This is a genomic window from Longimicrobiaceae bacterium (genome assembly GCA_036375715.1).
Classification (GTDB): domain Bacteria; phylum Gemmatimonadota; class Gemmatimonadetes; order Longimicrobiales; family Longimicrobiaceae; genus DASVBS01.
On the sequence record DASVBS010000036.1, the window covers coordinates 1 to 20653 of the forward strand.

The 20653-nt window shown below is 67.6% G+C and carries 20 protein-coding genes; 14 read left to right on the forward strand and 6 right to left on the reverse strand.

The features are described 5' to 3' along the window. The 3 genes from VF167_07740 to pdxH form a co-directional block, all read left to right on the forward strand. The coding region (locus VF167_07740; GenBank protein HEX6925306.1) for a pyridoxal-phosphate dependent enzyme at positions 1-650 on the forward strand (650 nt) is incomplete at its 5' end. A gap of 68 nt (positions 651-718) precedes the next feature. Next, positions 719-1801, forward strand: coding sequence for an HD domain-containing phosphohydrolase (locus tag VF167_07745; protein ID HEX6925307.1), 1083 nt, complete (start codon positions 719-721; stop codon positions 1799-1801). Positions 1802-1905: 104 nt separating this feature from the next. Next, positions 1906-2481 (forward strand): pyridoxamine 5'-phosphate oxidase, encoded by a 576-nt coding sequence (gene pdxH, locus VF167_07750; GenBank protein HEX6925308.1) that lies wholly within the window; start codon positions 1906-1908, stop codon positions 2479-2481. A gap of 50 nt (positions 2482-2531) precedes the next feature. Here the strand turns inward: pdxH and VF167_07755 are convergent, their stop codons facing one another. The 3 genes from VF167_07755 to VF167_07765 are packed head-to-tail and all read right to left on the reverse strand — an operon-like array spanning position 2532 to position 4662. Beyond that, complete coding sequence (locus VF167_07755; protein HEX6925309.1) at positions 2532-3473, reverse strand: MaoC/PaaZ C-terminal domain-containing protein; 942 nt, start codon at positions 3471-3473, stop codon at positions 2532-2534. Next, entirely contained in the window at positions 3473-3877 is a 405-nt protein-coding gene (locus VF167_07760) for a secondary thiamine-phosphate synthase enzyme YjbQ (protein ID HEX6925310.1), read from the reverse strand. The genes VF167_07755 and VF167_07760 overlap by 1 nt, the downstream gene beginning before the upstream one ends. Further along, positions 3874-4662 (reverse strand): alpha/beta fold hydrolase, encoded by a 789-nt coding sequence (locus VF167_07765; protein HEX6925311.1) that lies wholly within the window; start codon positions 4660-4662, stop codon positions 3874-3876. The genes VF167_07760 and VF167_07765 overlap by 4 nt, the downstream gene beginning before the upstream one ends. A gap of 154 nt (positions 4663-4816) precedes the next feature. On the opposite strand from VF167_07765, the gene VF167_07770 reads away from it, so the two are divergent. The 5 genes from VF167_07770 (at position 4817) to VF167_07790 (ending at position 10528) form a co-directional block, all read left to right on the forward strand. Beyond that, complete coding sequence (locus tag VF167_07770; protein HEX6925312.1) at positions 4817-5596, forward strand: TIGR00730 family Rossman fold protein; 780 nt, start codon at positions 4817-4819, stop codon at positions 5594-5596. Positions 5597-5661: 65 nt separating this feature from the next. Then, positions 5662-6636, forward strand: coding sequence for a deoxyhypusine synthase family protein (locus VF167_07775; GenBank protein HEX6925313.1), 975 nt, complete (start codon positions 5662-5664; stop codon positions 6634-6636). A gap of 125 nt (positions 6637-6761) precedes the next feature. Further along, positions 6762-7940 carry an amidohydrolase gene (locus VF167_07780; protein ID HEX6925314.1) on the forward strand — a complete coding sequence of 393 codons (1179 nt, stop codon included), beginning with the start codon at positions 6762-6764 and terminating at the stop codon, positions 7938-7940. Between the two features lie 6 nt (positions 7941-7946). Continuing rightward, entirely contained in the window at positions 7947-9719 is a 1773-nt protein-coding gene (locus VF167_07785) for a potassium/proton antiporter (GenBank protein HEX6925315.1), read from the forward strand. Further along, entirely contained in the window at positions 9716-10528 is an 813-nt protein-coding gene (locus VF167_07790; protein HEX6925316.1) for an SDR family oxidoreductase, read from the forward strand. The genes VF167_07785 and VF167_07790 overlap by 4 nt, the downstream gene beginning before the upstream one ends. A gap of 30 nt (positions 10529-10558) precedes the next feature. Here VF167_07790 and VF167_07795 read toward each other — a convergent pair whose 3' ends face one another. Both VF167_07795 and VF167_07800 read right to left on the reverse strand, forming a co-directional pair. Further along, positions 10559-10771, reverse strand: coding sequence for a hypothetical protein (locus VF167_07795; protein HEX6925317.1), 213 nt, complete (start codon positions 10769-10771; stop codon positions 10559-10561). A gap of 1 nt (position 10772) precedes the next feature. Next, on the reverse strand, positions 10773-11585 hold the full coding sequence (locus VF167_07800) for a LemA family protein (protein ID HEX6925318.1): 813 nt from the start codon (positions 11583-11585) through the stop codon (positions 10773-10775). Positions 11586-11812: 227 nt separating this feature from the next. Here VF167_07800 and VF167_07805 point away from each other — a divergent pair, with 227 nt between their 5' ends. The 6 genes from VF167_07805 to leuD all read left to right on the forward strand — a co-directional run bounded on the left by VF167_07805 (position 11813) and on the right by leuD (position 20115). Next, the gene (locus VF167_07805; protein HEX6925319.1) at positions 11813-13492 is read left to right on the forward strand and encodes an acyl-CoA dehydrogenase family protein; all 1680 of its coding nucleotides are present in this window, start codon (positions 11813-11815) and stop codon (positions 13490-13492) included. An 89-nt stretch (positions 13493-13581) separates the two neighbouring features. Then, positions 13582-14415: a prephenate dehydratase gene (gene pheA / locus VF167_07810; GenBank protein ID HEX6925320.1), complete on the forward strand. Its 834-nt coding sequence runs from the start codon at positions 13582-13584 to the stop codon at positions 14413-14415. Between the two features lie 328 nt (positions 14416-14743). Continuing rightward, positions 14744-16303, forward strand: a complete 1560-nt coding sequence (locus tag VF167_07815; protein ID HEX6925321.1) for a 2-isopropylmalate synthase — start codon at positions 14744-14746, stop codon at positions 16301-16303. Position 16304: 1 nt separating this feature from the next. Continuing rightward, positions 16305-17906, forward strand: a complete 1602-nt coding sequence (gene cimA / locus VF167_07820) for a citramalate synthase (GenBank protein HEX6925322.1) — start codon at positions 16305-16307, stop codon at positions 17904-17906. Positions 17907-18070: 164 nt separating this feature from the next. Further along, positions 18071-19489 carry a 3-isopropylmalate dehydratase large subunit gene (gene leuC, locus VF167_07825; protein ID HEX6925323.1) on the forward strand — a complete coding sequence of 473 codons (1419 nt, stop codon included), beginning with the start codon at positions 18071-18073 and terminating at the stop codon, positions 19487-19489. Then, positions 19486-20115, forward strand: a complete 630-nt coding sequence (gene leuD, locus VF167_07830) for a 3-isopropylmalate dehydratase small subunit (protein ID HEX6925324.1) — start codon at positions 19486-19488, stop codon at positions 20113-20115. The genes leuC and leuD overlap by 4 nt, the downstream gene beginning before the upstream one ends. Before the next feature lie 43 nt (positions 20116-20158). On the opposite strand, the gene VF167_07835 is transcribed toward leuD, so the two are convergent. Continuing rightward, positions 20159-20581 carry a type II 3-dehydroquinate dehydratase gene (locus tag VF167_07835; protein HEX6925325.1) on the reverse strand — a complete coding sequence of 141 codons (423 nt, stop codon included), beginning with the start codon at positions 20579-20581 and terminating at the stop codon, positions 20159-20161. Positions 20582-20653 lie beyond the last annotated feature (72 nt).

Consider the following 20653-nt stretch of genomic DNA (forward strand, 5'->3'; position numbering starts at 1 on the left):
CGCCGCAGGCCAAGGTGAGCGCAACGCGCGGGTACGGTGCCGAGGTGATCCCGTACGATCCGCGCGAGACGGTGCGCGAGGAGCTGGCGGAGCGAGTGCGGGCAGAGCGGGGGATTGCGTTGATTCCCCCGTACGATCACCCTGATGTCATCGCCGGACAGGGGACCACCGCGCTCGAGCTCCTGGAAGAGGTAGACGGCCTGGAGCTGATCGTGGCACCCTGCGGCGGTGGCGGATTGCTGTCGGGAACCGCCCTCGCGGCGCTGCGCTTTCAGGGTTGTCGAGTGGTCGGTGCCGAGCCGGTGCTGGCCGACGATGCGGTGCGGACCTTTCGCACCGGCAGGCTGCACCGGGTGCGTAATCCCCCGACCATCGCTGACGGATTGCGCACGCCCTCGCTCGGGGCGTTCACCTGGCCGGTCATCCGCGAGCACGTCGCCGACATGGTGACCGTGTCTGACGAGGAGATCGTGGAGGCGATGCGCTTCTACTGGACACGGATGAAGCTCATCGTGGAGCCCTCGGGAGCCGTGTCCCTGGCTGCTCTCCTGAACAGGGAGGAATTGCGTGGTGCTGGAAGGGTGGGTTTGATCGTCAGCGGCGGCAACGTGGACCTGGAGGTGGCCTGCGCCCTCCTGACTTCGCGTTAGCGGCCGATACTATAGCCGTTATGCAGGACCGCACGTCGATGGTTGCCTCCGCCCGTATGCTGGAATCGATGACGACAGCTAAGATCAAAGTCCCGGGGTCCACTCATCCCGACCGGATCCTGGTCGTGGATGACGAGCCGAACATCTGCCGGCTGCTGCAACGTTATCTTGGCCGGCTTGGATACGACGTGGTGACGGCCGGCTCAGTGCCGGAGGCGCTCGAGAAGCTGGAGGGTAGCCATTTCGACCTGGTCCTGACCGACCTGCGTCTACCGGGGCCTTCGGGCCTTGACCTCCTGGTCGAAGTGCGCACGCGGGCACCCGGGACGCGCACCATGTTGATGAGCGCGCACGCGGACGTCTACGCGGCTTCGGCCGCCATCGAGCGCGGCATCGACCAGCTCATCGTGAAGCCATTCGAGCTCGAGGACCTGCGGGCGCGGGTCACCGACTCGCTGGCCAAGCGCCGCGCAGCGCGCGAAGAGGTCGCCGAACGCGAGCGGCTGGAGTCGCGCCTGCGCCAGCGCGACACGGAGAGCAAGATCTGGGTCCTGCGCGCCGCTCACGCGCTGGCGAGCGCCGTGGAGGCGAAAGACGAGTACACCGCCGGCCACGCCGCCCGCGTGACCGCCTATGCGCTCACCATCGCCGACGACCTCGGCTCCATCGACCCCGTGCGCTTCCGCCTCGCCGGCGACCTGCACGACGTCGGCAAGATCGGCGTACCCGACAGCGTGCTCAACAAGCCGGACAAGCTCACCGAGGAAGAGTTCAACCTGATCAAGAAGCACCCGTCGACCGGGGCGCACATCCTCGAGCCGCTCATCGACGATCCCCTGGTGCTCGGTGTAGTCCGCTGGCATCACGAGCGGTGGGACGGGCGCGGCTACCCGGACGGGCTGTCCGGAACCGACATCCCCCTGCCGGCGCGAGTGCTCGCGGTGGCAGACACCCTGGACGCAATGACCTCGCACCGCGCCTACCGCAGTGGCCTGCCCTGGGAGACGGCGGTCGCGGAGATTCGGCGCTGCGCGGGGATGCAGTTCGACCCCACAGTGGTCGCCGCCTTCGAACGGGTGCTCCCCACGCTGGCCATGCAGTATGAGGACTTCTCCCGGAACTTCTCGAACTCGCCCGCTCTGGTTGCCTGAAGCGGGCTTGCCCGGCTGCGAGGCGGCCCCTATTACGGAAAGCGAGGGTTGTGGCGGCACGATGCCGCGCGCAGCCCTCGCGTTTCTCGTTAAGGGGGATGTCGATGGAGGATCCGATCGCCCGGTTCGTGGCGCTGCTCGACGAGGCTCGCGAGCTGGGCTTGCACGAGCCAACCGCAATGGCTCTCGCCACTGCCGACGCCGAGGGACGACCGTCGGTGCGGATGGTCCTGCTCAAAGGGGTCGACGAGCGCGGCTTCGTCTTCTACACCAACCTGGAGAGCCGCAAGGCGGAGGAGCTGAAGGCGAATCCTCGGGCGGCGCTCTGCTTTCACTGGGGACCGATGGAGGCCCAGGTCCGCGTCGAAGGCCCGGTGTCCCCCGTGAGCGACGCCGAAGCCGACGCGTACTTCGCCTCGCGACCGTATGGTAGCCAGATCGGCGCGTGGGCGTCGCGACAGAGCCGGCCGCTTCCGGACCGGGGGGAGCTGGAGGCCCGCATCCAGGAGTTCGAATCGCGCTACCCCGAGGGATCCGTCCCCCGCCCGCCCTTCTGGTCAGGCTTCCGAGTGCATCCGGAACGGATCGAGTTCTGGTCCGGGCGACCGAGCCGCCTGCACGATCGGCAGGTCTACCTGCGCATCGACGGAGGCTGGCGGGTCGAGCGCCTCTACCCCTGATTGGCGCCGCGCCGTCCGGATTCAACTCGCCCTGATTCACCCCGCCGGGATCAGCAGGCGGATCGGTCAGCGCCCACCCACTCCCCTTCCAGAAAGGGCTTGCTAGCGCCGGTCGCGTCGACCAGACGCAGGGGGGCTGCCCCGGAAGCGTTACCGGCCCGGGTCTGCAGCCTGACTCGTGCCGGCAACTCCAGCGGGGCGCGGAAGCGGGCCTGGAGGCGGCGCGTGTCCCGGCCAGTCGCCCGCATCATCTCGTGCGCCACCATCGCCAGCGCGCAGTGGCCATGCAGGATGGGGCGCGGGAAGCCCAACAACCGGGCGCTCCACGGCCAGAGGTGGATCGGGTTGAAGTCTCCAGAGGCACGGGCGTAGGTCAGCCCGGCGCTCGCCGGCAGATCCCAGGAGGCGACATCCCGCCACGCCGCGTCTGCCGCCTCGCCCGCCTCCGCCCGCTCCGGGTTGGCGCTCCGCGTGCCACTGCGCGGCGTCCCCAGCGGGGCCTCGGCGCCGCGAATCAGCAGGGACGTACGGTTCTCCTGTGCGAGCTGTCCCGCCGCGCTCCAGCTTCGGCAGCGGAGCTGCAGGACAAGCCCGCGGGAGTGTCCCTCCAGGCCGTCCAGCTCGACCCGGCAGCGCACGCGATCTTCCCGGCGGAGCGGCCTCACCACCACCAGCTCGCCGCCCAGGTGCACCAGTCCGCGCTTCGGTAGCGGCAGCCCATCGTGAGCCAGCAGCTCCAGCACCAGGGCCGTCTCCCATATTGCGCTGATGGTAGGGGGTAGGAGAGGGGAATCCCTCCAGAGATCCGCTCCGCGGGTGGCCGCGAGATAGCGCTGAAGCCGCGAGCTGGGAAGCAAGAGAGCCTGATGCTCCACCGCTATCTTGCGCGAAGGAACGCTCGCCCTGGGTCGTCCCCGTTCTCCCCTGCGGCGGATCCCGACCAGCGCTAGCCGCAGCGCTGCATTGAGGTGCGACGGCGTGCGAGTCGACATCAGCCCTCGGCCCTGAGTACCTGCACCGCAAGCTTTCGCTCGCGAGGACCGTCCCATTCGCAGAGGTAGATCCCCTGCCAGGTGCCCAGCACAAGCTCCCCTTCGCTCACGATCACGGTCAGCGACGGTCCGAAGAGACTCGTCTTCAGGTGACTGTCGCTGTTCCCCTCCGCATGCCGGTAGTAGTCCTCCCGCTTCGGGACCAGCCGTTCGACCTTCGCCACCAGGTCCCGCACCACATCCGGGTCGGCGTTCTCGTTGATGGTGAGCCCGGCCGTGGTGTGCAGGCTCTGGATGACGACCACGCCCTCACGAACCCCCGACGCACGGACCGCGCTAGCGACCTCGTCCGTGACTTCTACCAGCTCGCACCGGGTGCGGGTGCGAACGCGAATGATGTTCATAGCTGCGATCCAAGCTCGTCGAGAAAGCTCCGAAGCGCCGCGGCCACCGCATCGGGCTTCTCTGCCGCAGCCATGTGCCCCGCCCCGGGAATGATCTCCAGCCTCCCACCCGAGGCCTGCGCGATCGCCCTCGACTCCTCGACAGGGGTGATGCCGTCCTCCTCCCCCACGATCACCAGCACCGGAACACCTAGCTGCCGCAGCAGGGCGCCCGAGTCCGGCCGTGCGGCCATCCCTCGCAGGGCCGCCATCACGCCGCGAGGGGAGGTGGCCGCCATCCGCTCGCGCCAGCGCTGCTTCAGCTCCTCCGGAGCGCCGGGAGCGAACAGCTTCCCGACCATCTCGTCGGCGACGAAGCCCGTCCCCTCGCGCAGCACGCGCTCCGCCGTCCGATGGCGGGCTACTGCCGCTTCGTCGCTGTCGGCGGCGGTGCGGCTATCCACGAGCACCAGGGCACGCACTCTCTGCGGATACTTGCGCGCGAAGGCCAGGCTCACATATCCGCCCATCGACATGCCTACCAGCACCACCGGCCGATCCTCGTCGGCCGCCGCGAGCACCTCCAGCACATCGTCCGCCATCTCCTCCATCGAGGCGGTGTCCCCTGCCTCGCTGCGGCCATGCCCTCGCAGGTCCGGGACGATGAGGCGGTACGCGTCGGACAGATGCCCCACCACATCGTCCCACAGGTGACTGGACAGGGGATAGCCATGGAGAAGGAGGACTGGGGGACCGTCTCCCAGGACCTCGAAGTGGATGCGCAGACCCGCCGACCTGGTCTCCATCTTCGTTCGTTCCGAATCGGGTGAGGAGGGATGGCCCGAGCGCGGGTGAAAGAGCCGTGCCGTCGGTTGCCGGGCAACGAGCCCCCCATATCTTAACGGCGTTTGGAATGCCTCGTGCAAGCGGCGGGATCTTTTCGCATACCGAATGTCATCGATGAAGCAGTCGCGTCCCGATCGAAAGAGCACCCTCAACGTATCCGCCAGGACGGGCACGCACACCGAAGACGAGCGGCTGCTCGCGACTCGTCCCACGGAAGTCGACTTCACGCACACCGATCCGTGGCGCGTCTTCCGTATCATGGGCGAGTTCGTGGAGGGTTTCGACACCCTGGCGAAGATCGGGCCGGCGGTCGCCATCTTCGGCTCGGCGCGCATACCCTTCGGCCACCCGCAGTACGAGATGGCGAGAGAGGCCGCCCGACTGGTCGCCGAGGCCGGGTACGCGGTGATTACCGGCGGCGGCCCCGGGGTCATGGAGGCGGCGAACCGCGGGGCCGTGGAAGGTGGAGGGCTCTCCATCGGCTGCAACATCGAGCTTCCGTTCGAGCAGGGGATCAACCGCTATGTGGAAATACCGATCAATTTCCACTACTTCTTCGTGCGGAAGACGATGTTCGTGAAGTACTCCGAAGCCTTCATCATCCTCCCCGGGGGCTTCGGAACCATGGACGAGCTGTTCGAGGCCCTCACCCTGGTCCAGACGGGGAAGATCCGTGACTTCCCTGTGATCCTTCTCGGCAGCTCGTACTGGAAAGGATTGCTCGACTGGATCCGCAACGTGATGCTGCACGAGGGCAAGATCTCACCCGACGACCTCGAGCTCCTCGTAGTCACGGACTCGCCTCAGCACGCGGTCGACGTGATCCTCGAGGCCAGAAGAGGACGGGTGCAGGAAGAGGAGCCTGCCAGCCCCGAAAAGCACGACGCCCAGTAGGGTCGAGGCATCCTCCGGACGACGAGACCCCTTACGGCACACTTTCGATCGAACAACGAATAGCCATGTCCACGCCCATTCGCGACTTCATCCGCCACCACTTCCGACACTTCAATGCCGCTTCGCTGGTGGAGGCCGCAGAAGGATGGAAGCGTCACCTGGAGGGGGGCGGCAGCATGATGGTGACGGTGGCCGGCGCGATGAGCACCGCGGAGCTCGGGGTCTCCCTCGCGGAGATGATCCGGACGGGGAAGGTCCACGCGATCACCACCACAGGGGCCAACCTCGAGGAGGACATCTTCAACCTGGTGGCGCACGAGCACTATGAGCGCATCCCTAACTGGCGCGGCCTGACCGCCGAGGATGAGCACGCACTTCTGCAGCGCCACATGAACCGGGTGACGGACACATGCATACCGGAGCACGAGGCGATGCGGAAGATCGAGGCCGTCGTGCTGGAGGAGTGGCTGGCGGCGGATCGGGCCGGGGAGCGCTACTTCCCCCACGAGTTCATGTACCGTGTGGTGAGGAGCGGCAAGCTCGACGGCGAATACCAGATCGATCCGAAGGATTCGTGGGTGCTCGCCGCGGCGGAGAAGGATCTGCCGATCTTCGTGCCCGGCTGGGAGGACTCGACCCTGGGGAACATGTACGCCGCGCACGTCATCAACGGCGACGTGAAGAACGTGCACACCGTGCGCACGGGTATCGAGTACATGATGCGTTTGGCGGACTGGTATATGGAGACGGCGCCGCGCAGCTCGGTCGGCTTCTTCCAGATCGGTGGCGGCATCGCCGGCGACTTCCCCATCTGCGTGGTGCCGATGCTCGAGCAGGACCTCCAGCGCGAGTCGGTCCCGCTCTGGGGGTACTTCTGTCAAATCTCCGACTCGACTACCAGCTACGGCTCCTACTCCGGCGCCGTGCCCAACGAGAAGATCACCTGGGGCAAGCTCGGGGTCGACACCCCGAAATACATGATCGAATCCGACGCATCCATCGTCGCCCCGCTGATCTTCGCCTATGTGCTGGGGTGGTGAGTGGCGCCATGCCTACCGCACTGCCCGCCGGCCGGCCCAGCTCGACCCGCGGCCGGTAACGCTATTGCTGAAAGGATCGCGGATGAACCGCTGCCGTCGTTCTGAGCATGCATGAGCCCTCTGCGATGACGTCCGACGCTCGAACCGAGCTCGACCTGCTCATCTCGACTCGGCGCGACCTGCATCGCCATCCAGAGGTCGGCTACGAGGAGCGGCGCACTGCCGGTATCGTCGCGGACCGGCTCCGCGCGGCGGGGTGGGAGGTGCAGGAGGGCGTTGCGGTGACGGGCGTGGTAGGCACGCTGCGCGGCGGTGCGGGCGAGGGCCCGACCCTGATGCTGCGGGCGGACATGGACGCCCTGCCCATCCAGGAAGAGGCCGCGCACGAATACGCCTCCCTCAACCCCGGGCGTATGCACGCCTGCGGGCACGACGCCCACGTCGCGATCGGCCTGGCCGTCGCCGAGCGACTCGCCCGGCGCCGCGACGAGTGGAGGGGAACCGTCCGCTACGTGTTCCAGCCGGCGGAGGAGGGCGGGTTCGGCGCGCTCCGCATGATCGAGGAGGGGGTGCTGGAGGGGGTGGACGCCGCCCTCGGGCTCCACGTCTGGATGGACCTGGAAGCCGGCACCGTCGGCGTGGTCGAGGGCCCGATGATGGCCGGCTCGCGCGAATTCCGCATCGAGGTGCGCGGGCGCGGCGGTCACGGCGCCATTCCGCACGAAACGGTAGACGCGGTGATGGTCGCCAGCCAGATCGTCGTCGCCGCCCAGACTATCGTTTCGCGCAATACCTCCCCTCTCGAGACCGCGGTGCTCACCGTAGGCGCTTTCCGCGCTGGAGACAGCCCCAACATCATCGCCGACGTGGCGGTGTTGGAAGGAACGCTGCGCGGCTACAGTACCGAGCTGCTCCGCCGCATGCAGGCACGTCTGGTGGAGCTCGCAAACGGCGTCGCCGCGGCCTTCGGCGCCACCGTCGACGTCAGCTTCGGCAAGCTGCCCTACCCGCCCACCATCAACGATCCCCGGATGGTGTCGCTGGTCGTTTCCGCGGCCAGCCGCTTCCTCTCCCCCCAGCAGATCCGCCTCGATCCGGAAGTGCGGACCATGGCCGCCGAGGACTTTGCGGAGTACGGCCTGCGTGTGCCTGCCTGCTACTTCTTCCTCGGCATCCGCGATGAGGCGGCCGGCATCGTGCATCCCCATCACTCTCCCCGGTTCGACGTCAGCGAATCCGTCCTCCCCCTGGGAGTCGACATCCTCGAGGCGGCGGCGGTCTCCTATCTGAACGCCTCCGACTGAAGGCGCATGTTCGTAGTCGACAAGCTGATCCTGCTCGCGGGCATCCTCGTGCTCGTGGCCATCGTGTCGAGCAAGTTCTCGTCACGTATGGGGTTGCCGGTGCTTGTCCTGTTCCTGGGATTGGGGATGCTGGCGGGGGAGGAGGGGATCGGCAGGATCGCCTTCGAGGATTATCCTCTCGCTCACGGCGTCGGCACCCTCGCGCTGGCCGTCATCCTCTTCGACGGCGGTCTGCGCACGCCGCTCTCCAGCTTTCGTCGGGTCCTGGGTCCCGCCATGGTGCTCGCCACCGCCGGGGTCGTGGTCACCGCCGCCATCACCGGCCTGGCCGCCGCTCTGATTCTGGGCATTCCGCTGCTGCACGGGCTTCTTCTCGGCAGCATCGTGGGATCCACCGACGCGGCGGTAGTCTTCTCGCTGCTCCGCGGCAGAAGCGTGAACCTGGACGAACGGCTCAGCGCCACGCTGGAGGTGGAGAGCGCCTCCAACGACCCGATGGCCGTCTTTCTGACCATCGGCGTCGCGCAGATCATCCTGGGAGACCTCGAACCCGGGCTGGCGATCCTCGGCTTCCTCGCGATGCAGGCAGGGGTCGGCGCGTTGGCGGGCATCGCGGTGGGACGCCTGTCGGTCTTCCTGATCAACCGCATCAACCTCGATGCGGCGGGGCTCTACCCCATCCTCACCGCGGGCTGCGGGCTCCTTGCTTACGGCCTGGCGGCATCGCTCGGAGGCAGCGGCTTCCTCTCCGTGTACATCGCGGGGATCGCGCTGGGAAACGCCGAGATCGTCTTCCAGCGCGGCATCCTGCGCTTCATGGACGGGATGGCGTGGCTCGGTCAGATCGTAATGTTCATCGTGCTCGGACTCCTCAGCACTCCGAGCCACATTCTCAGGGTCACCGGTGGCGGATTGCTGGTCTCCGCGGCCCTCATATTCCTCGCCCGCCCCGTGGCCGTCTTCCTCCTCCTCGCTCCCTTCCGTTACGCCTTCAAGGAGTTGCTGCTGATCTCCTGGGTCGGGCTGAAGGGATCGGTACCGATTGTGCTCGCGAGCTACCCGCTCATGATGGGGGTGCCCGGCTCCGTGCTCCTGTTCAACGTCGTTTTCTTCGTGGTGCTGGTCTCCGCCATGACACAGGGGGGAACGCTTCCACGTCTGTCACGATGGCTGGGGCTGGCGAGGCCGCTGGAGCCCGAGCCGCCCATGACGCTGGAGGTGACGTCTCTCCGGCACGTCGACGGCGACATCGTCGAATACCGCGTCACCCCCGATTCCCGCGCCGCGAACAAGCTGGTGCGTGACCTGGGCCTCCCCGAAGGAGTCGTGGTTTCGATGATCGCCAGACAGCAGCGGATCCTGCCCCCGCGCGGCAGCACACAGGTGCTGCCGGGGGATTACGTTTTCCTGGTGATGCGCCCCGGCGTGCGACCGCTGGTAGACAGGGTCTTCGGCCCGCAGGGCCCGCCGGAGGAGATGGAACCGCGCATCGAGTTCCCCCTTGCCGCAGAGACCACGGTCGGCGAGCTCGAGGACTACTACGGCGTCCGCATCGACAGCCCGCCCGAGACGACCCTCGGCGCGCTCGTGGAGCAGAGCATTGCGCCGCGACCGGTAAGCGTGGGCAGCTCACTTGCTCTGGAAGGGGTGGTGCTCCACGTGCGCGAGGTGGCGGAGGGAAAGGTCGTCCAGATCGGACTGGAGATCCTCATGTCGGAAGGAGGGTCTGCCGATGAGCCGGCAGGCCTGGACGAGAGCCCGGGTGAGCCGGCCGCATGAAGCGCTGGAGCTACGAAGGGCGGTGGGGCCTGATCACCGGTGCGTCAGCCGGTCTGGGGGCGGAGTTCGCCCGCCAGCTGGCGACCAGACGAATGTCGCTGGTGCTCTCAGCGAGGCGCGTCGAGCGGCTGGAGCAGTTGGCCTCCGAGCTGCGCGAGCGCCACGACGTCGAGGTGATCGTCGTGCCGGCCGATCTCTCCCGCGAACGCGAAGCGATACGCCTCTGGACTGCCGCCTCCGCTGAGCGGAGCATCGACCTGCTGGTCAACAACGCCGGTTTCGGCGCCCAGGGGCGATTCGACGAGGTGCCGGTCGAGCGCCTGGCGGACATGGTGCGGCTCAACTGCATCGCCGTCCTGGAACTGGCGCACGCAGCCGTGCGCGAGATGCGCAACCGTGGCGACGGAGGGATCATCAACGTCGCCTCGCTGGCCGCCTTTCAGCCGGTTCCCCGACTTGCCACCTACGCAGCCACGAAGGCATTCGTGCTCTCGCTCTCGCAGGCGCTCTGGGCGGAGAACCGCGATGCCGGCGTGCGGGTGGTGGCGCTCTGCCCCGGTCGCACGCCGACCGAGTTCCAGGGAGTGGCCGGCACCGGCGATCCGCGGGGGAGCTTTGGCGTGCTCGAACCCGAGGCCGTAGTACGGTCCGCGCTCGCGGCGCTCGAAAGAGGGAAGATCTCGGTGGTACCCGGGCTCGAGAACCGGCTCGCTTCCGTTGCCGGCAGGTTGGTTCCCCGCACTCTCCTTACCGGTGTGCTGGGGCCGATCATCGAGCGCCGGTCCCAGCGGGGTCGGAAGGAATGGTGACGGATATCGATGCCATCCGCTGACGCTTGCTCAGAGCAGCGCGAGCGCCATCCAGAAGAGCAGCGCGAGTGCACTGCCGATTCCCAGCGTCACCACGAGGACCCGGCCGGTCGGCCCGGCGGGGCCCGGGGTGTGCAGGTCCCTCACGGCAACCTGCCGACGGCGCTCAATTCCGGGATTCAGCACCTTGCGCACTTCAGCTTCCAGCTCTTCCTCGAAGGGATCGATTTCCGGGGTCGACATCTCAGACCGCGGGCGGCGGTGAAGTCGGCTCCGGCGGGCGCACCGGCTCGCTCGCCGGATGGGTGAGCGGCTCCCCCGGCGTTGGACCCGCTTCGGCGGCTCGCTGGGCCGCGCGCTCCGCCACCTGCTGTTGGAGCTCCGCTCCCTTTTCGATTCCCTTCTCCACCGCGATCTTGCCGATCCTCAACGACTCTTCGGCTACCTTGCGGCTGCCTTCCGCGACTTTGCGACCGCTCTCCGCAAGCTTGCGGCTTCCCTGTGACAGGATCTGCTTGAGGTGTTCGGCGTCCTCGCTGTGGAAGTCCTTCAGGTTCTCCAGCGCATCCGCGTTGTCCACATCGAAGTACGGCGCACTGCGGAAGCCGAGCTGACGCGCATAGAGACTCACCGGCAGCTGGCCGAGCGTGGTGTTGTAGCGTTTCACCTCCGCATTGTACGTTTCCCGCTTCGTCTGCAGGTCCGTCTCGATCCGGTCGAGCTGCTCCATGAGCTGCTGGAACGTCGCATTCGCCTTGAGATCGGGATACTGATTCGCCAGCTTCATTACCTGGTTGATCGCCCCGGCGGCCGCCGCCCCCGCGCCCACCGAGATCTCGTCCCCGCTGCTCGCCACGGAGATGTGGGTAAGCTTCTCGTGATCGGCATATCCCCGAGCAATGTCGATCAGCTTATTGGTGAGATCGATCCGCTTCTTCATCGCGGCCATCACGTTGGCGTGCGCTTCGCGGACCGCCTGCGCCAGCCGCTGCAACCCGTTGTACTGTTTGATTACGAAGAAGAGCACCACCGCGACGATGAGCAGCAGCAGGAACATGTTCACTCCTTGGGTTGTTTCGGCAGCACGATTGCAGGATGGTCGGGACAACCGGTGGAAGGCACCGGTCGCCTGCGGGGTTGAGAGGAGCGTCGGGGTGGAAGAAGGTTGGATGTCGCCCGGCACGATGCGATGTTCCCGCACCACCCGTCAAGCAAACTTTTGATTACCGGGCGACGGTCGTCCACCGGCCGCCAGCATGCTGCCTTCCCCACGCGAGTCGCCGCATGACCTTCCGACAAACGCCTCCCGAGCTCGGCAACGAATTCGACAACGATCGCGTGCTTCGCTCGCTGCTGCACCGGCTGTTGCCCGAAGATGTGCGGCGCGCCGTCGAACCGGAGCTTCGGGAGATGGGGGAGCTCGCGGGTGGCAAGCTCTACCGGATGCAGCTCGCCGATCGCCTCAACGAGCCGCGCCTCACCCACTGGGATGCCTGGGGAAACCGCATCGACGAGATTACGCTGACCCCGCTCTGGCGGGAGGCGGAGCGAATCGCCGTGGAAAAGGGCGTGGTGGCCACGGCGTACGAGCAAGCCCACGGGCCATTCTCCCGGATTCACCAGTTCGCGCTGGCCTACCTCTTCACTCCGTCCACGGACATGTACTCCTGCCCGCTGGCCATGACGGACGGGGCCGCGCGCACCCTGCTCGACAGTGGCACCCCTGAGCTGATCGAGCGCACCGTCCCTCACCTGGTGAGTCGCGATCCCACCACCTTCTGGACCAGCGGCCAGTGGATGACGGAGGCGAGCGGCGGCTCGGACGTCGGCGAGACCGAGACGGTCGCGCGGCCGGATGGGGATCGCTGGCGACTGTACGGGCTGAAGTGGTTCACCTCCGCGGCGACCTCGCAGCTCGCCCTTGCCCTGGCCCGGCCGGAGGGTGCGCCACCGGGAAGCCGCGGGCTCACCCTCTTCTGCCTGGAAACCCGGGATGAGCAGGGTCGCCTAGCTGGAATCCGGGTGCGACGACTGAAGGACAAGCTGGGCACGCGGAAGCTGCCCACCGCCGAGCTCGAGTTGGATGGGGTCGAGGCCGTGCCGGTGGGTGAGATGGGCGCGGGGGTCCGCAGCATCGTCCCGCTGCTCAGCCTCACCCGGACCTGGAACGCGGTGAGCGCCTGCGCGTACATGGGCCGCGGCATCGCGCTGGCCAGGGACTACGCCGGCAAACGGGTCGCTTTTCGCCAGCCGCTCTCCGAGCACCCGCTCCACCTGGATACCCTGGCGACGCTGCAGGCGGAGTTCGAGGGCGCCATGAATCTCACCTTCCGGCTGGTGGAGCTGCTGGGCAAGGCCGAAACGGGAGAGGCGACCGAAGAGGAGGCGCGACTGCTGCGGCTCCTCACCCCGATCGCCAAGCTGCTTACCGCCCGCCAGGCAGTCACCGTCACTAGCGAGTGTCTCGAGGCGCACGGTGGCGCCGGGTACATCGAGGACACGGGCCTCCCGTACCTCCTCCGCGATGCGCAGGTCCTCACCATCTGGGAGGGAACCACCAACGTCCTCGCCCTCGACGTCCTGCGCGCGCTCGACGGCGGACCCGCGGACCCGGCGAGGCGCGAGATCCGACGCTGCGAAGGGCTCATTCACGATCCGGCGCTGCGACGTGCAGCGAAGGCGGCCGTCGACTGGCTGGACGCCGCCGAGCACTGGCGCGATTGGGCGAATGCCGGAGATCATGCTGAGCTGTACGCGGGCGCCCGCCGCTACGCCCTGGCGCTCGGTCGAGCGCTGGAGGTCGCCCTCACCGCCGCGCACGCGCAATGGTCCATCGATGTGGAGGGAGACCGGCGGGCCGCCGCGGCCGCCACGCGCCTTTCGCACGCGGTCCCGCCCCTGCTGCCCCCTGCGCTTCCGGCGAGTCGCGCCCTTGCACTCGATCTGCCGCTCGACCGGCCTTGACACGCAGCCCGGCGGCGAGGTATTAAGTCCCGCCGTCCGACGGTTTTCCGCCGCCGGGTGCATCTCTCGAGAACGTTACAGCACCGCAGATGCCCACCATCGCCTTTCAGGGCGAGCTCGGCGCCTTCAGCGAGGAGGCGGTCTACCGGTTCTTCGGCCCGGATGCCACCCCCGTCCCGCGACGCAGCTTTCCCGAGGTGGGAGAGGCGGTGGCTGCCGGCAGTGTTGATTTCGGACTCCTGCCGATCGAGAACTCGCTGGCCGGCAGCGTAGTCGGTAGCTACGACGTGCTGAGCCGGGGTGACCTGGAGGTGGTGGGCGAGGTGGTGATCCCGATCCATCACTGCCTGCTCGCGCGACCCGGGGCCACCATCGACGGCATCACTCAGATCCTCTCGCACCCGGTCGCGCTGGCCCAGTGCCAGCGCTTCCTGCAGGAGCATCCGGACAAGGAGGCGGTCGCCTTCTACGACACCGCGGGGGCCGCCCGGGAGGTAGCCAGCGGTTCGGACCTCCACCGCGCCGCCATCGCCGGGCGTGGCGCCGCCCGGCGATACGGCCTGCAGATTCTGGCGGAGGAGATAGAGGATCGGCACGACAATCAGACCCGGTTCCTGGCCGTGGCCAGGCCCGGCGAGCGCCCCGAATCGATCGAAGCGAGCGGGGCGATGAAGAGCGCGCTCCTGGTGGAGACCAAGAATACCCCGGGGGCACTGGTCCGCCTCCTGGTGCCCTTTGCGGAGCGCGGGATCAACCTCTCGAAGATCGAGTCACGACCCGGAACCGAGCCGTGGAGCTATCGTTTCTTCATCGAGGTGGAGGCGGACGCCGAATCGGAGGCGGCGCGTGCGGCACTGAGCGAGGCGCGCCAGCACGCGGCGCGACTGCAGATCCTGGGAAGCTTTCCCAGGGGCGGGTTGTAGCGGCCCCGCCAGCAGGGGCGCACCCCCGTACGGCTGCGACCGTAGCGCTCATCCGCTCGGCCGTGGGCTTGACAAGCCGGCGACGCCGCGTTTAGGTTGGGGCGAGCTTTACAAGGACACCTCGTATCCGCATGCATCGCACGCTCAACCTCGCGCTCGTCGTCGTTATTCGACTCCTCGGCCTGATTATCGGGCTCGGAGGAGAAGGCACGCGCGTGCAGAGAGCGAGCTTCGCAGCAGGTTAAGCGAGCATAACGATCGAAGACACCGCGGGCCTTCTCGAAAAAGAGAAGGCCCGCGTTTTTTTCCCGTCGCAAGGAGAGCTACCATGGACCGGATCCTGGTGTTCGACACCACGCTTCGAGACGGCGAGCAATCGCCGGGTGCGACCATGACCCCGGCGGAGAAGCTCAGGCTCGCTCACCAGCTCGACGCGCTCGGTGTGGACATCATCGAGGCCGGCTTCCCGGTGAGCTCTCCGGACGACTTCCTCAGCGTGCAGCAGATCGCCAAGGAGGTCCGCCGCCCGGTGATCGCCGCGCTGGCGCGCGCAACGGAGCTGGACGTGGAACGGGCCGGCCGGGCGCTGGAGCCGGCGGAGCGAGGGAGGCTGCACACCTTCATCGCGACCTCCGATATCCACCTCAAACACAAGCTGCGGATCTCGCGCGAGGAATGTCTTGACCGCGCGGCCGCCGCCGTCGCATACGCGCGCACCTTCACGGACGACGTGGAGTTCAGCGCCGAAGACGCTACCCGCACCGATCCCGATTTCCTCTGTCAGGTCGTGGCGGTCGCGATCCAGGCCGGCGCGCGCACGATCAACATTCCTGACACCGTCGGCTACGCGCATCCCGCCGAGTTCAGCAACCTGATCGCGACGCTGCTGAAGCGTGTACCCGCGCTGCGGGACGTGGTCCTGAGCGTGCACTGTCACAACGACCTGGGTCTGGCGGTGGCGAACTCCCTGGCAGCCATCGAGGCCGGCGCCCGCCAGGTGGAGTGCACCATCAACGGCATCGGGGAACGCGCGGGGAACGCCGCCCTGGAAGAGGTGGTGATGGCGCTGCGCGTGCGCGGGGATCACTACCATTTCGAGACCGCCATCAACACCCCCGAGATCCACCGCACCAGCCAGCTCCTCTCCTACCTCACCGGTATTCACCCACAGCCCAACAAGGCCATCGTCGGTCGCAACGCCTTCGCTCACGAGGCGGGCATCCACCAGGACGGCGTCCTGAAGGAGCGTTCGACCTACGAGATCATGACGCCGGAGATGGTCGGGGTGCCGGCCTCCCAGCTCGTGCTGGGCAAGCACTCGGGCAGGAACGCCCTCGGCCAGCGCTACCGCGAGCTGGGATACGAGCTGGACGCCGACGACCTGGAGCGGGCCTACAAGCTGTTCAAGATGCTGGCCGACCAGAAGAAGACGGTTCTGGACGAGGACCTCATCTCCATCCTCCATCACGGCACCATGGAGGACGTGCCCCAGACCTTCAAGCTCCAGACGCTCGAGGTCCTGTGTGGCAAGCGGCAGGCGGAGGCGGAGGTGGGTCTGGCAGAGGCCGGAGCGGGCGTGCGCTCGACCCGGGCGGCGGGAGACGGTCCGATCGCGGCTGCCTTCGCCGCCATCGACGCGCTCGTCCCCGAGTTCAAGCCCGAGCTCGAGGAGCTGTCGATCCTGTCGGCGACCCCAGGGCAGGATGCGGTGGGCGAGGTCACCGTACGGGTGAAGATCAACGGCAAGACCTTCACCGGCCGCGGCGGCTCTCCGGACATCGTGGATGGCGCCGTACGGGCGTACCTGCACGCCATCAACAAGGCGGCGAGCGCCCGCGCGCTGGAGGCGCAGCAGCTCGAGAAGGCAAGCTACCTCTGGGGAGTCTGAGATGTCGAGCGGCGCCCCCGGAAAGGTCCTCCTCTACGACACCACGCTGCGCGACGGGACGCAGCGCGAGGGGCTCTCCCTCTCGGTCGAGGACAAGCTGCGCATCGCCCGCGAGCTGGACGAGTTCGGCGTGCACTACATCGAAGGGGGCTGGCCCGGCTCGAACCCGAAGGACGCCGAGTTCTTCTCCCGGGCCCGTCACCTGAACCTGAAGAACGCACGCATCACTGCCTTCGGCAGCACGCGGCACGCCCGCAACCGCTGCGAGGACGACCCGAACATCCAGGCGCTGGTCGAGGCGGAGACTCCCGTGGTGGCGCTGGTCGGGAAAACCTCCACCCTGCACGTGGAGAAGGTTCTCGAGACCACGCTGGAGGAGAACCTCCGCATGATCTCGGAGAGCATCGCCTACATGAAGGCTCTGGGGAAAGAGGTCGTCTTCGACGGGGAGCACTTCTTCGACGGCTACCGCCTCGATCCGGAATATGCCCTGGCGACCGCCCGGGCGGCGGCAGAGGCCGGAGCCGACTTCGTGGTGCTCTGCGATACGAACGGGGGCTCCCTGCCGGAGGATGTGTCCGAGATCGTGCAGGCAGTGCGCGGGGCGGTAGACGTGCCGCTGGGCATCCACACGCACAACGACGGGGGCCTCGCCGTCGCCAACGCTATGGCGGCGGTCCGCGCCGGGTGCGTCCAGGTGCAGGGAACGATCAACGGCTATGGCGAGCGCTGCGGCAACATGGATCTGGTGCCGCTGATCGCCAACCTGCAGCTCAAGCTGGGATACGAGGTGGTCGCCCCTGAGCAGCTGCGCCGCCTGACCGAAGTCTCGCACTTCGTGGCGGACCTGGTGAACCTGAACCCGGACGCCCACGCGCCGTACGTCGGCCGCAGCGCCTTCGCCCACAAGGGCGGAATTCACGTGGCTGCCGTACACAAGCTCGCGAGCAGCTACGAGCACATCGATCCGTCCCTGGTAGGCAACGAGACGCGGATCGTGGTGAGCGAGCTGGCCGGGCGCCGCAACGTGCGGATGCGCGCCGAGGCGATGGGGCTGAAGCTGGAGGGGCTCGACCGGCGCGTGCTGACCCGGATCAAGGAGCTCGAATCGCAGGGCTTCCAGTTCGAGGCCGCGGACGGGTCCTTCGAGATGCTCGTGCGCCGGATGGCGCCCGACTACGAGCCGCCGTTCACCCTGCTCGGCTATCACGTGATCGTCGACAAGCAGGGGAATTCGGGCGCCCGCGTCCACGCGATGATCAAGCTCCAGGTGGGCGAGCAGGTGATGCACACGGCGGCAGAGGGGGCCGGCCCGGTAGAGGCGATGGACCACGCCATCCGCAAGGCGCTGCTCCCGCATTACCCGGAGTTGGAGCAGGTGCACCTCGTCGATTACAAGGTGCGCATCATCGACGCCCACCTCGGCGTGGCCGCCCGCCCGCGCGTGGTGATCGAATCAGCCGCCGGCGAAGAGCGCTGGAGCACCGTCGGCTGCTCTCCAAACATCATCGAAGCCAGCTGGCAGGCTCTCTGGGATTCTCTGGAGCTGCCGCTGCTGAGGAATGCAGAGCGGCGGCAGACCGTGGAGGTGGTGGCTGGATGAGAAATCGGTTATCCGCTATCCGTTATCCGCTATCTGTTGGGGCGTCTTCCCAGGATGATCGGTCAACGGGGCGGGTTGACCATGGAAGGACGACAAGCTGTCGACGGATAAACGGATAACGGAAATCGGATAACCCTTTTTCACAGGACCTGAGGCCAAGCATCATGCCCGCACCGCGTACCCTCTTCCAGAAGATCTGGGACGACCACCTGGTCCGGCCCGAGGGCAACGGCACTCCCGCCGTGCTCTACATCGACCTGCACCTGGTGCATGAGGTGACCTCGCCACAGGCCTTCACGGAGCTGCGGCGACGCGGGCTGAAAGTGCGGCGTCCTGACCAGACGATCGCCACCATGGACCACTCCACGCCCACGACCCCTCGGGTGAACGGGGTGATCCCGGTGACCGACGCCCAGGCTGCGGCGCAGCTCCGCCAGCTCGAGCAGAATTGCGCCGATTTCGGCATTCCGCTCTTCTCGCTGGGTACGGAGAACCAGGGAATCGTGCACGTCATCGGTCCCGAGCAGGGACTCACTCAGCCGGGAATGACCATCGTCTGCGGGGACAGCCACACCAGCACGCATGGCGCCTTCGGGGCGCTCGCGTTCGGCATCGGCACCTCGGAGGTGGGGCACGTGCTCGCCACCCAATGCCTGATCCAGAACCGTCCCAGGACGATGGAGATCCGGGTCGATGGGGAGCTGCAGCCCGGCGTGACCGCCAAAGACATCATCCTGGCCATCATCGCCAAGATCGGCACCGGCGGCGGCACCGGCTACGTGGTCGAGTACACTGGCTCGGCGATCCGCTCCCTCTCCATGGAAGAGCGGATGACGATCTGCAACATGTCCATCGAGGCGGGTGCCCGGGCGGGCCTCATCGCGCCGGACGAGACGACCTTCGAGTACATCCGCGGACGTAAGCACGCGCCGAAGGGCGCCGACTGGGACGCCGCGGTCGAGAAATGGCGCACGCTGCGCACCGACGAGGGGGCGACCTACGACGCCACCGTCACCCTCGACGCGAGCGAGCTGCGCCCGATGATCACCTACGGCACCAACCCCGGCATGGGGATGCCGATCGACGGCCTCATTCCCGATCCCGCCGAGGTGGAGGACCCGGCCCAGCGCGCCAGCCTGGAGAAGGCGCTCGCCTACATGGGGCTCCAGGGCGGGGTGCCGCTCCTCGGCCACCCGATCGACGTGGTCTTCGTGGGGAGCTGCACGAACTCGCGCATCACCGACCTTCGCCTCGCAGCCCAGGCGCTCAAGGGCAACCGGGTCGCTCCGGGCGTGCGGATGATGGTCGTACCTGGCTCGCAGCAGGTGAAGCGGCAGGCGGAGGAGGAGGGCCTGCGGGAGATCTTCGAGGAGGCCGGGGCCGAATGGCGCGAGGCCGGCTGCTCGATGTGCATCGCCATGAACGGCGACCAGCTCTCCCCTGGGCAGTACGCGGTCAGCACCTCCAACCGCAACTTCGAGGGGCGGCAGGGCATCGGCGGCCGGACCTTCCTGGCCTCTCCGCTGACGGCGGTCGCGTCGGCCGTGACCGGGCGCCTGGCCGATCCGAGGGCGCTGCTGTGAACCGCGAGCCGTTCAGCTCCGTCACCTCGGCGGTCGTGCCGATCCCGCGCAACGACATCGACACCGATCAGATCATCCCGGCCCGATTCCTCAAGACGATCAACCGCGCCGGCCTTGGTGACCAGCTGTTCAACGACTGGCGCTACCTTGCCGATGGCTCGCCGAACCCCGAGTTCGTGCTCAACCGGCCGGAGATGGCCGGCCGCGCGATCCTGCTGGCCGGCGACAACTTCGGCTGCGGCTCGTCGCGCGAGCACGCCCCGTGGGCGCTCACGGCGTGGGGCATCCGCGCGGTGATCAGCTCCAGCTTCGCGGACATCTTCCGCAGCAACGCGCTGAAGAACGGGTTGCTGCCGATCGTCGTCTCGGCCGAGGTGCTCGCGCGACTGTTCGCGCTGGCGGAGGCCGATCCTGACGTCGCGCTCACGGTCGATCTCGAGGCCCAGGAGCTGCGCCTCCCCGACGGCGAGGCCATTGCGTTCGAGATCGACGGCTTCGCGCGCCGCATGATCCTCGACGGGACCGATGAGCTGGGTTACCTTCTCGGCCTCGAGGAGCGCCTCGCGGCGTACGAGGCTCTGCACCCGCCGCGGGTCGACACGCTCGCGTCGGAGGCCGGGCGGTAAGCCACTCGTTCGGGGCGCGCCGCGAAGACGCCCGGGGTCGAGATCAGGTCTCGGCCAGCAGCCAGTCGATCGCCTCCAGGTAGCCACGCCACCCATGGCCGATCACCTGGTGGCGGGTCGCCGGTGCCGTGACTGACACGCGCCGCCACGCCTCGCGGGCGGTGATGTCGCTGATGTGGACCTCGACGGCGGGACGCTCACAGGCCACCAGCGCATCGTGGAGGGCGTAGCTGGTGTGTGACAGCGCGCCGAAGTTGCAGACCACCGCGTCGTAATCGAGCTGCTCGAGCCGATCGATCAGCGCGCCCTCGTGGTTCGATTGAAGCGCGTCGAGAAGGGCGCCATGCGCCAGGGCCCGGGCTCGGCACGCCTCCACGATCTCGTCGAGGCTCGTGGTCCCGTAGATCTCCGGCTGCCGCCGTCCGAGCGTGCCGAGGTTCGGTCCGTTGAGGAGAAGGATGCGCATCGGCTCAAACCTCCAGGGAGCGACTGACGAACGAGCCGAGCACACGCATCGAACGCACGTGCGCGGTGAGGG

What these genes read in the sequence shown, in the direction of transcription:
- VF167_07775 (HEX6925313.1), top strand. Translation starts at nt 5,662, where the DNA reads ATGTCCACGCCCATTCGCGACTTCATCCGCCACCACTTCCGACACTTC.
- VF167_07835 (HEX6925325.1), bottom strand. Translation starts at nt 20,581, where the DNA reads ATGCGCATCCTTCTCCTCAACGGACCGAACCTCGGCACGCTCGGACGG.
- VF167_07790 (HEX6925316.1), top strand. Translation starts at nt 9,716, where the DNA reads ATGAAGCGCTGGAGCTACGAAGGGCGGTGGGGCCTGATCACCGGTGCG.
- VF167_07780 (HEX6925314.1), top strand. Translation starts at nt 6,762, where the DNA reads ATGACGTCCGACGCTCGAACCGAGCTCGACCTGCTCATCTCGACTCGG.
- VF167_07800 (HEX6925318.1), bottom strand. Translation starts at nt 11,585, where the DNA reads ATGTTCCTGCTGCTGCTCATCGTCGCGGTGGTGCTCTTCTTCGTAATC.
- pdxH (HEX6925308.1), top strand. Translation starts at nt 1,906, where the DNA reads ATGGAGGATCCGATCGCCCGGTTCGTGGCGCTGCTCGACGAGGCTCGC.
- VF167_07745 (HEX6925307.1), top strand. Translation starts at nt 719, where the DNA reads ATGACGACAGCTAAGATCAAAGTCCCGGGGTCCACTCATCCCGACCGG.
- VF167_07760 (HEX6925310.1), bottom strand. Translation starts at nt 3,877, where the DNA reads ATGAACATCATTCGCGTTCGCACCCGCACCCGGTGCGAGCTGGTAGAA.
- VF167_07795 (HEX6925317.1), bottom strand. Translation starts at nt 10,771, where the DNA reads ATGTCGACCCCGGAAATCGATCCCTTCGAGGAAGAGCTGGAAGCTGAA.
- VF167_07785 (HEX6925315.1), top strand. Translation starts at nt 7,947, where the DNA reads ATGTTCGTAGTCGACAAGCTGATCCTGCTCGCGGGCATCCTCGTGCTC.
- VF167_07770 (HEX6925312.1), top strand. Translation starts at nt 4,817, where the DNA reads ATGAAGCAGTCGCGTCCCGATCGAAAGAGCACCCTCAACGTATCCGCC.
- leuC (HEX6925323.1), top strand. Translation starts at nt 18,071, where the DNA reads ATGCCCGCACCGCGTACCCTCTTCCAGAAGATCTGGGACGACCACCTG.
- pheA (HEX6925320.1), top strand. Translation starts at nt 13,582, where the DNA reads ATGCCCACCATCGCCTTTCAGGGCGAGCTCGGCGCCTTCAGCGAGGAG.
- VF167_07755 (HEX6925309.1), bottom strand. Translation starts at nt 3,473, where the DNA reads ATGTCGACTCGCACGCCGTCGCACCTCAATGCAGCGCTGCGGCTAGCG.
- VF167_07815 (HEX6925321.1), top strand. Translation starts at nt 14,744, where the DNA reads ATGGACCGGATCCTGGTGTTCGACACCACGCTTCGAGACGGCGAGCAA.
- VF167_07805 (HEX6925319.1), top strand. Translation starts at nt 11,813, where the DNA reads ATGACCTTCCGACAAACGCCTCCCGAGCTCGGCAACGAATTCGACAAC.
- VF167_07765 (HEX6925311.1), bottom strand. Translation starts at nt 4,662, where the DNA reads ATGGAGACCAGGTCGGCGGGTCTGCGCATCCACTTCGAGGTCCTGGGA.
- cimA (HEX6925322.1), top strand. Translation starts at nt 16,305, where the DNA reads ATGTCGAGCGGCGCCCCCGGAAAGGTCCTCCTCTACGACACCACGCTG.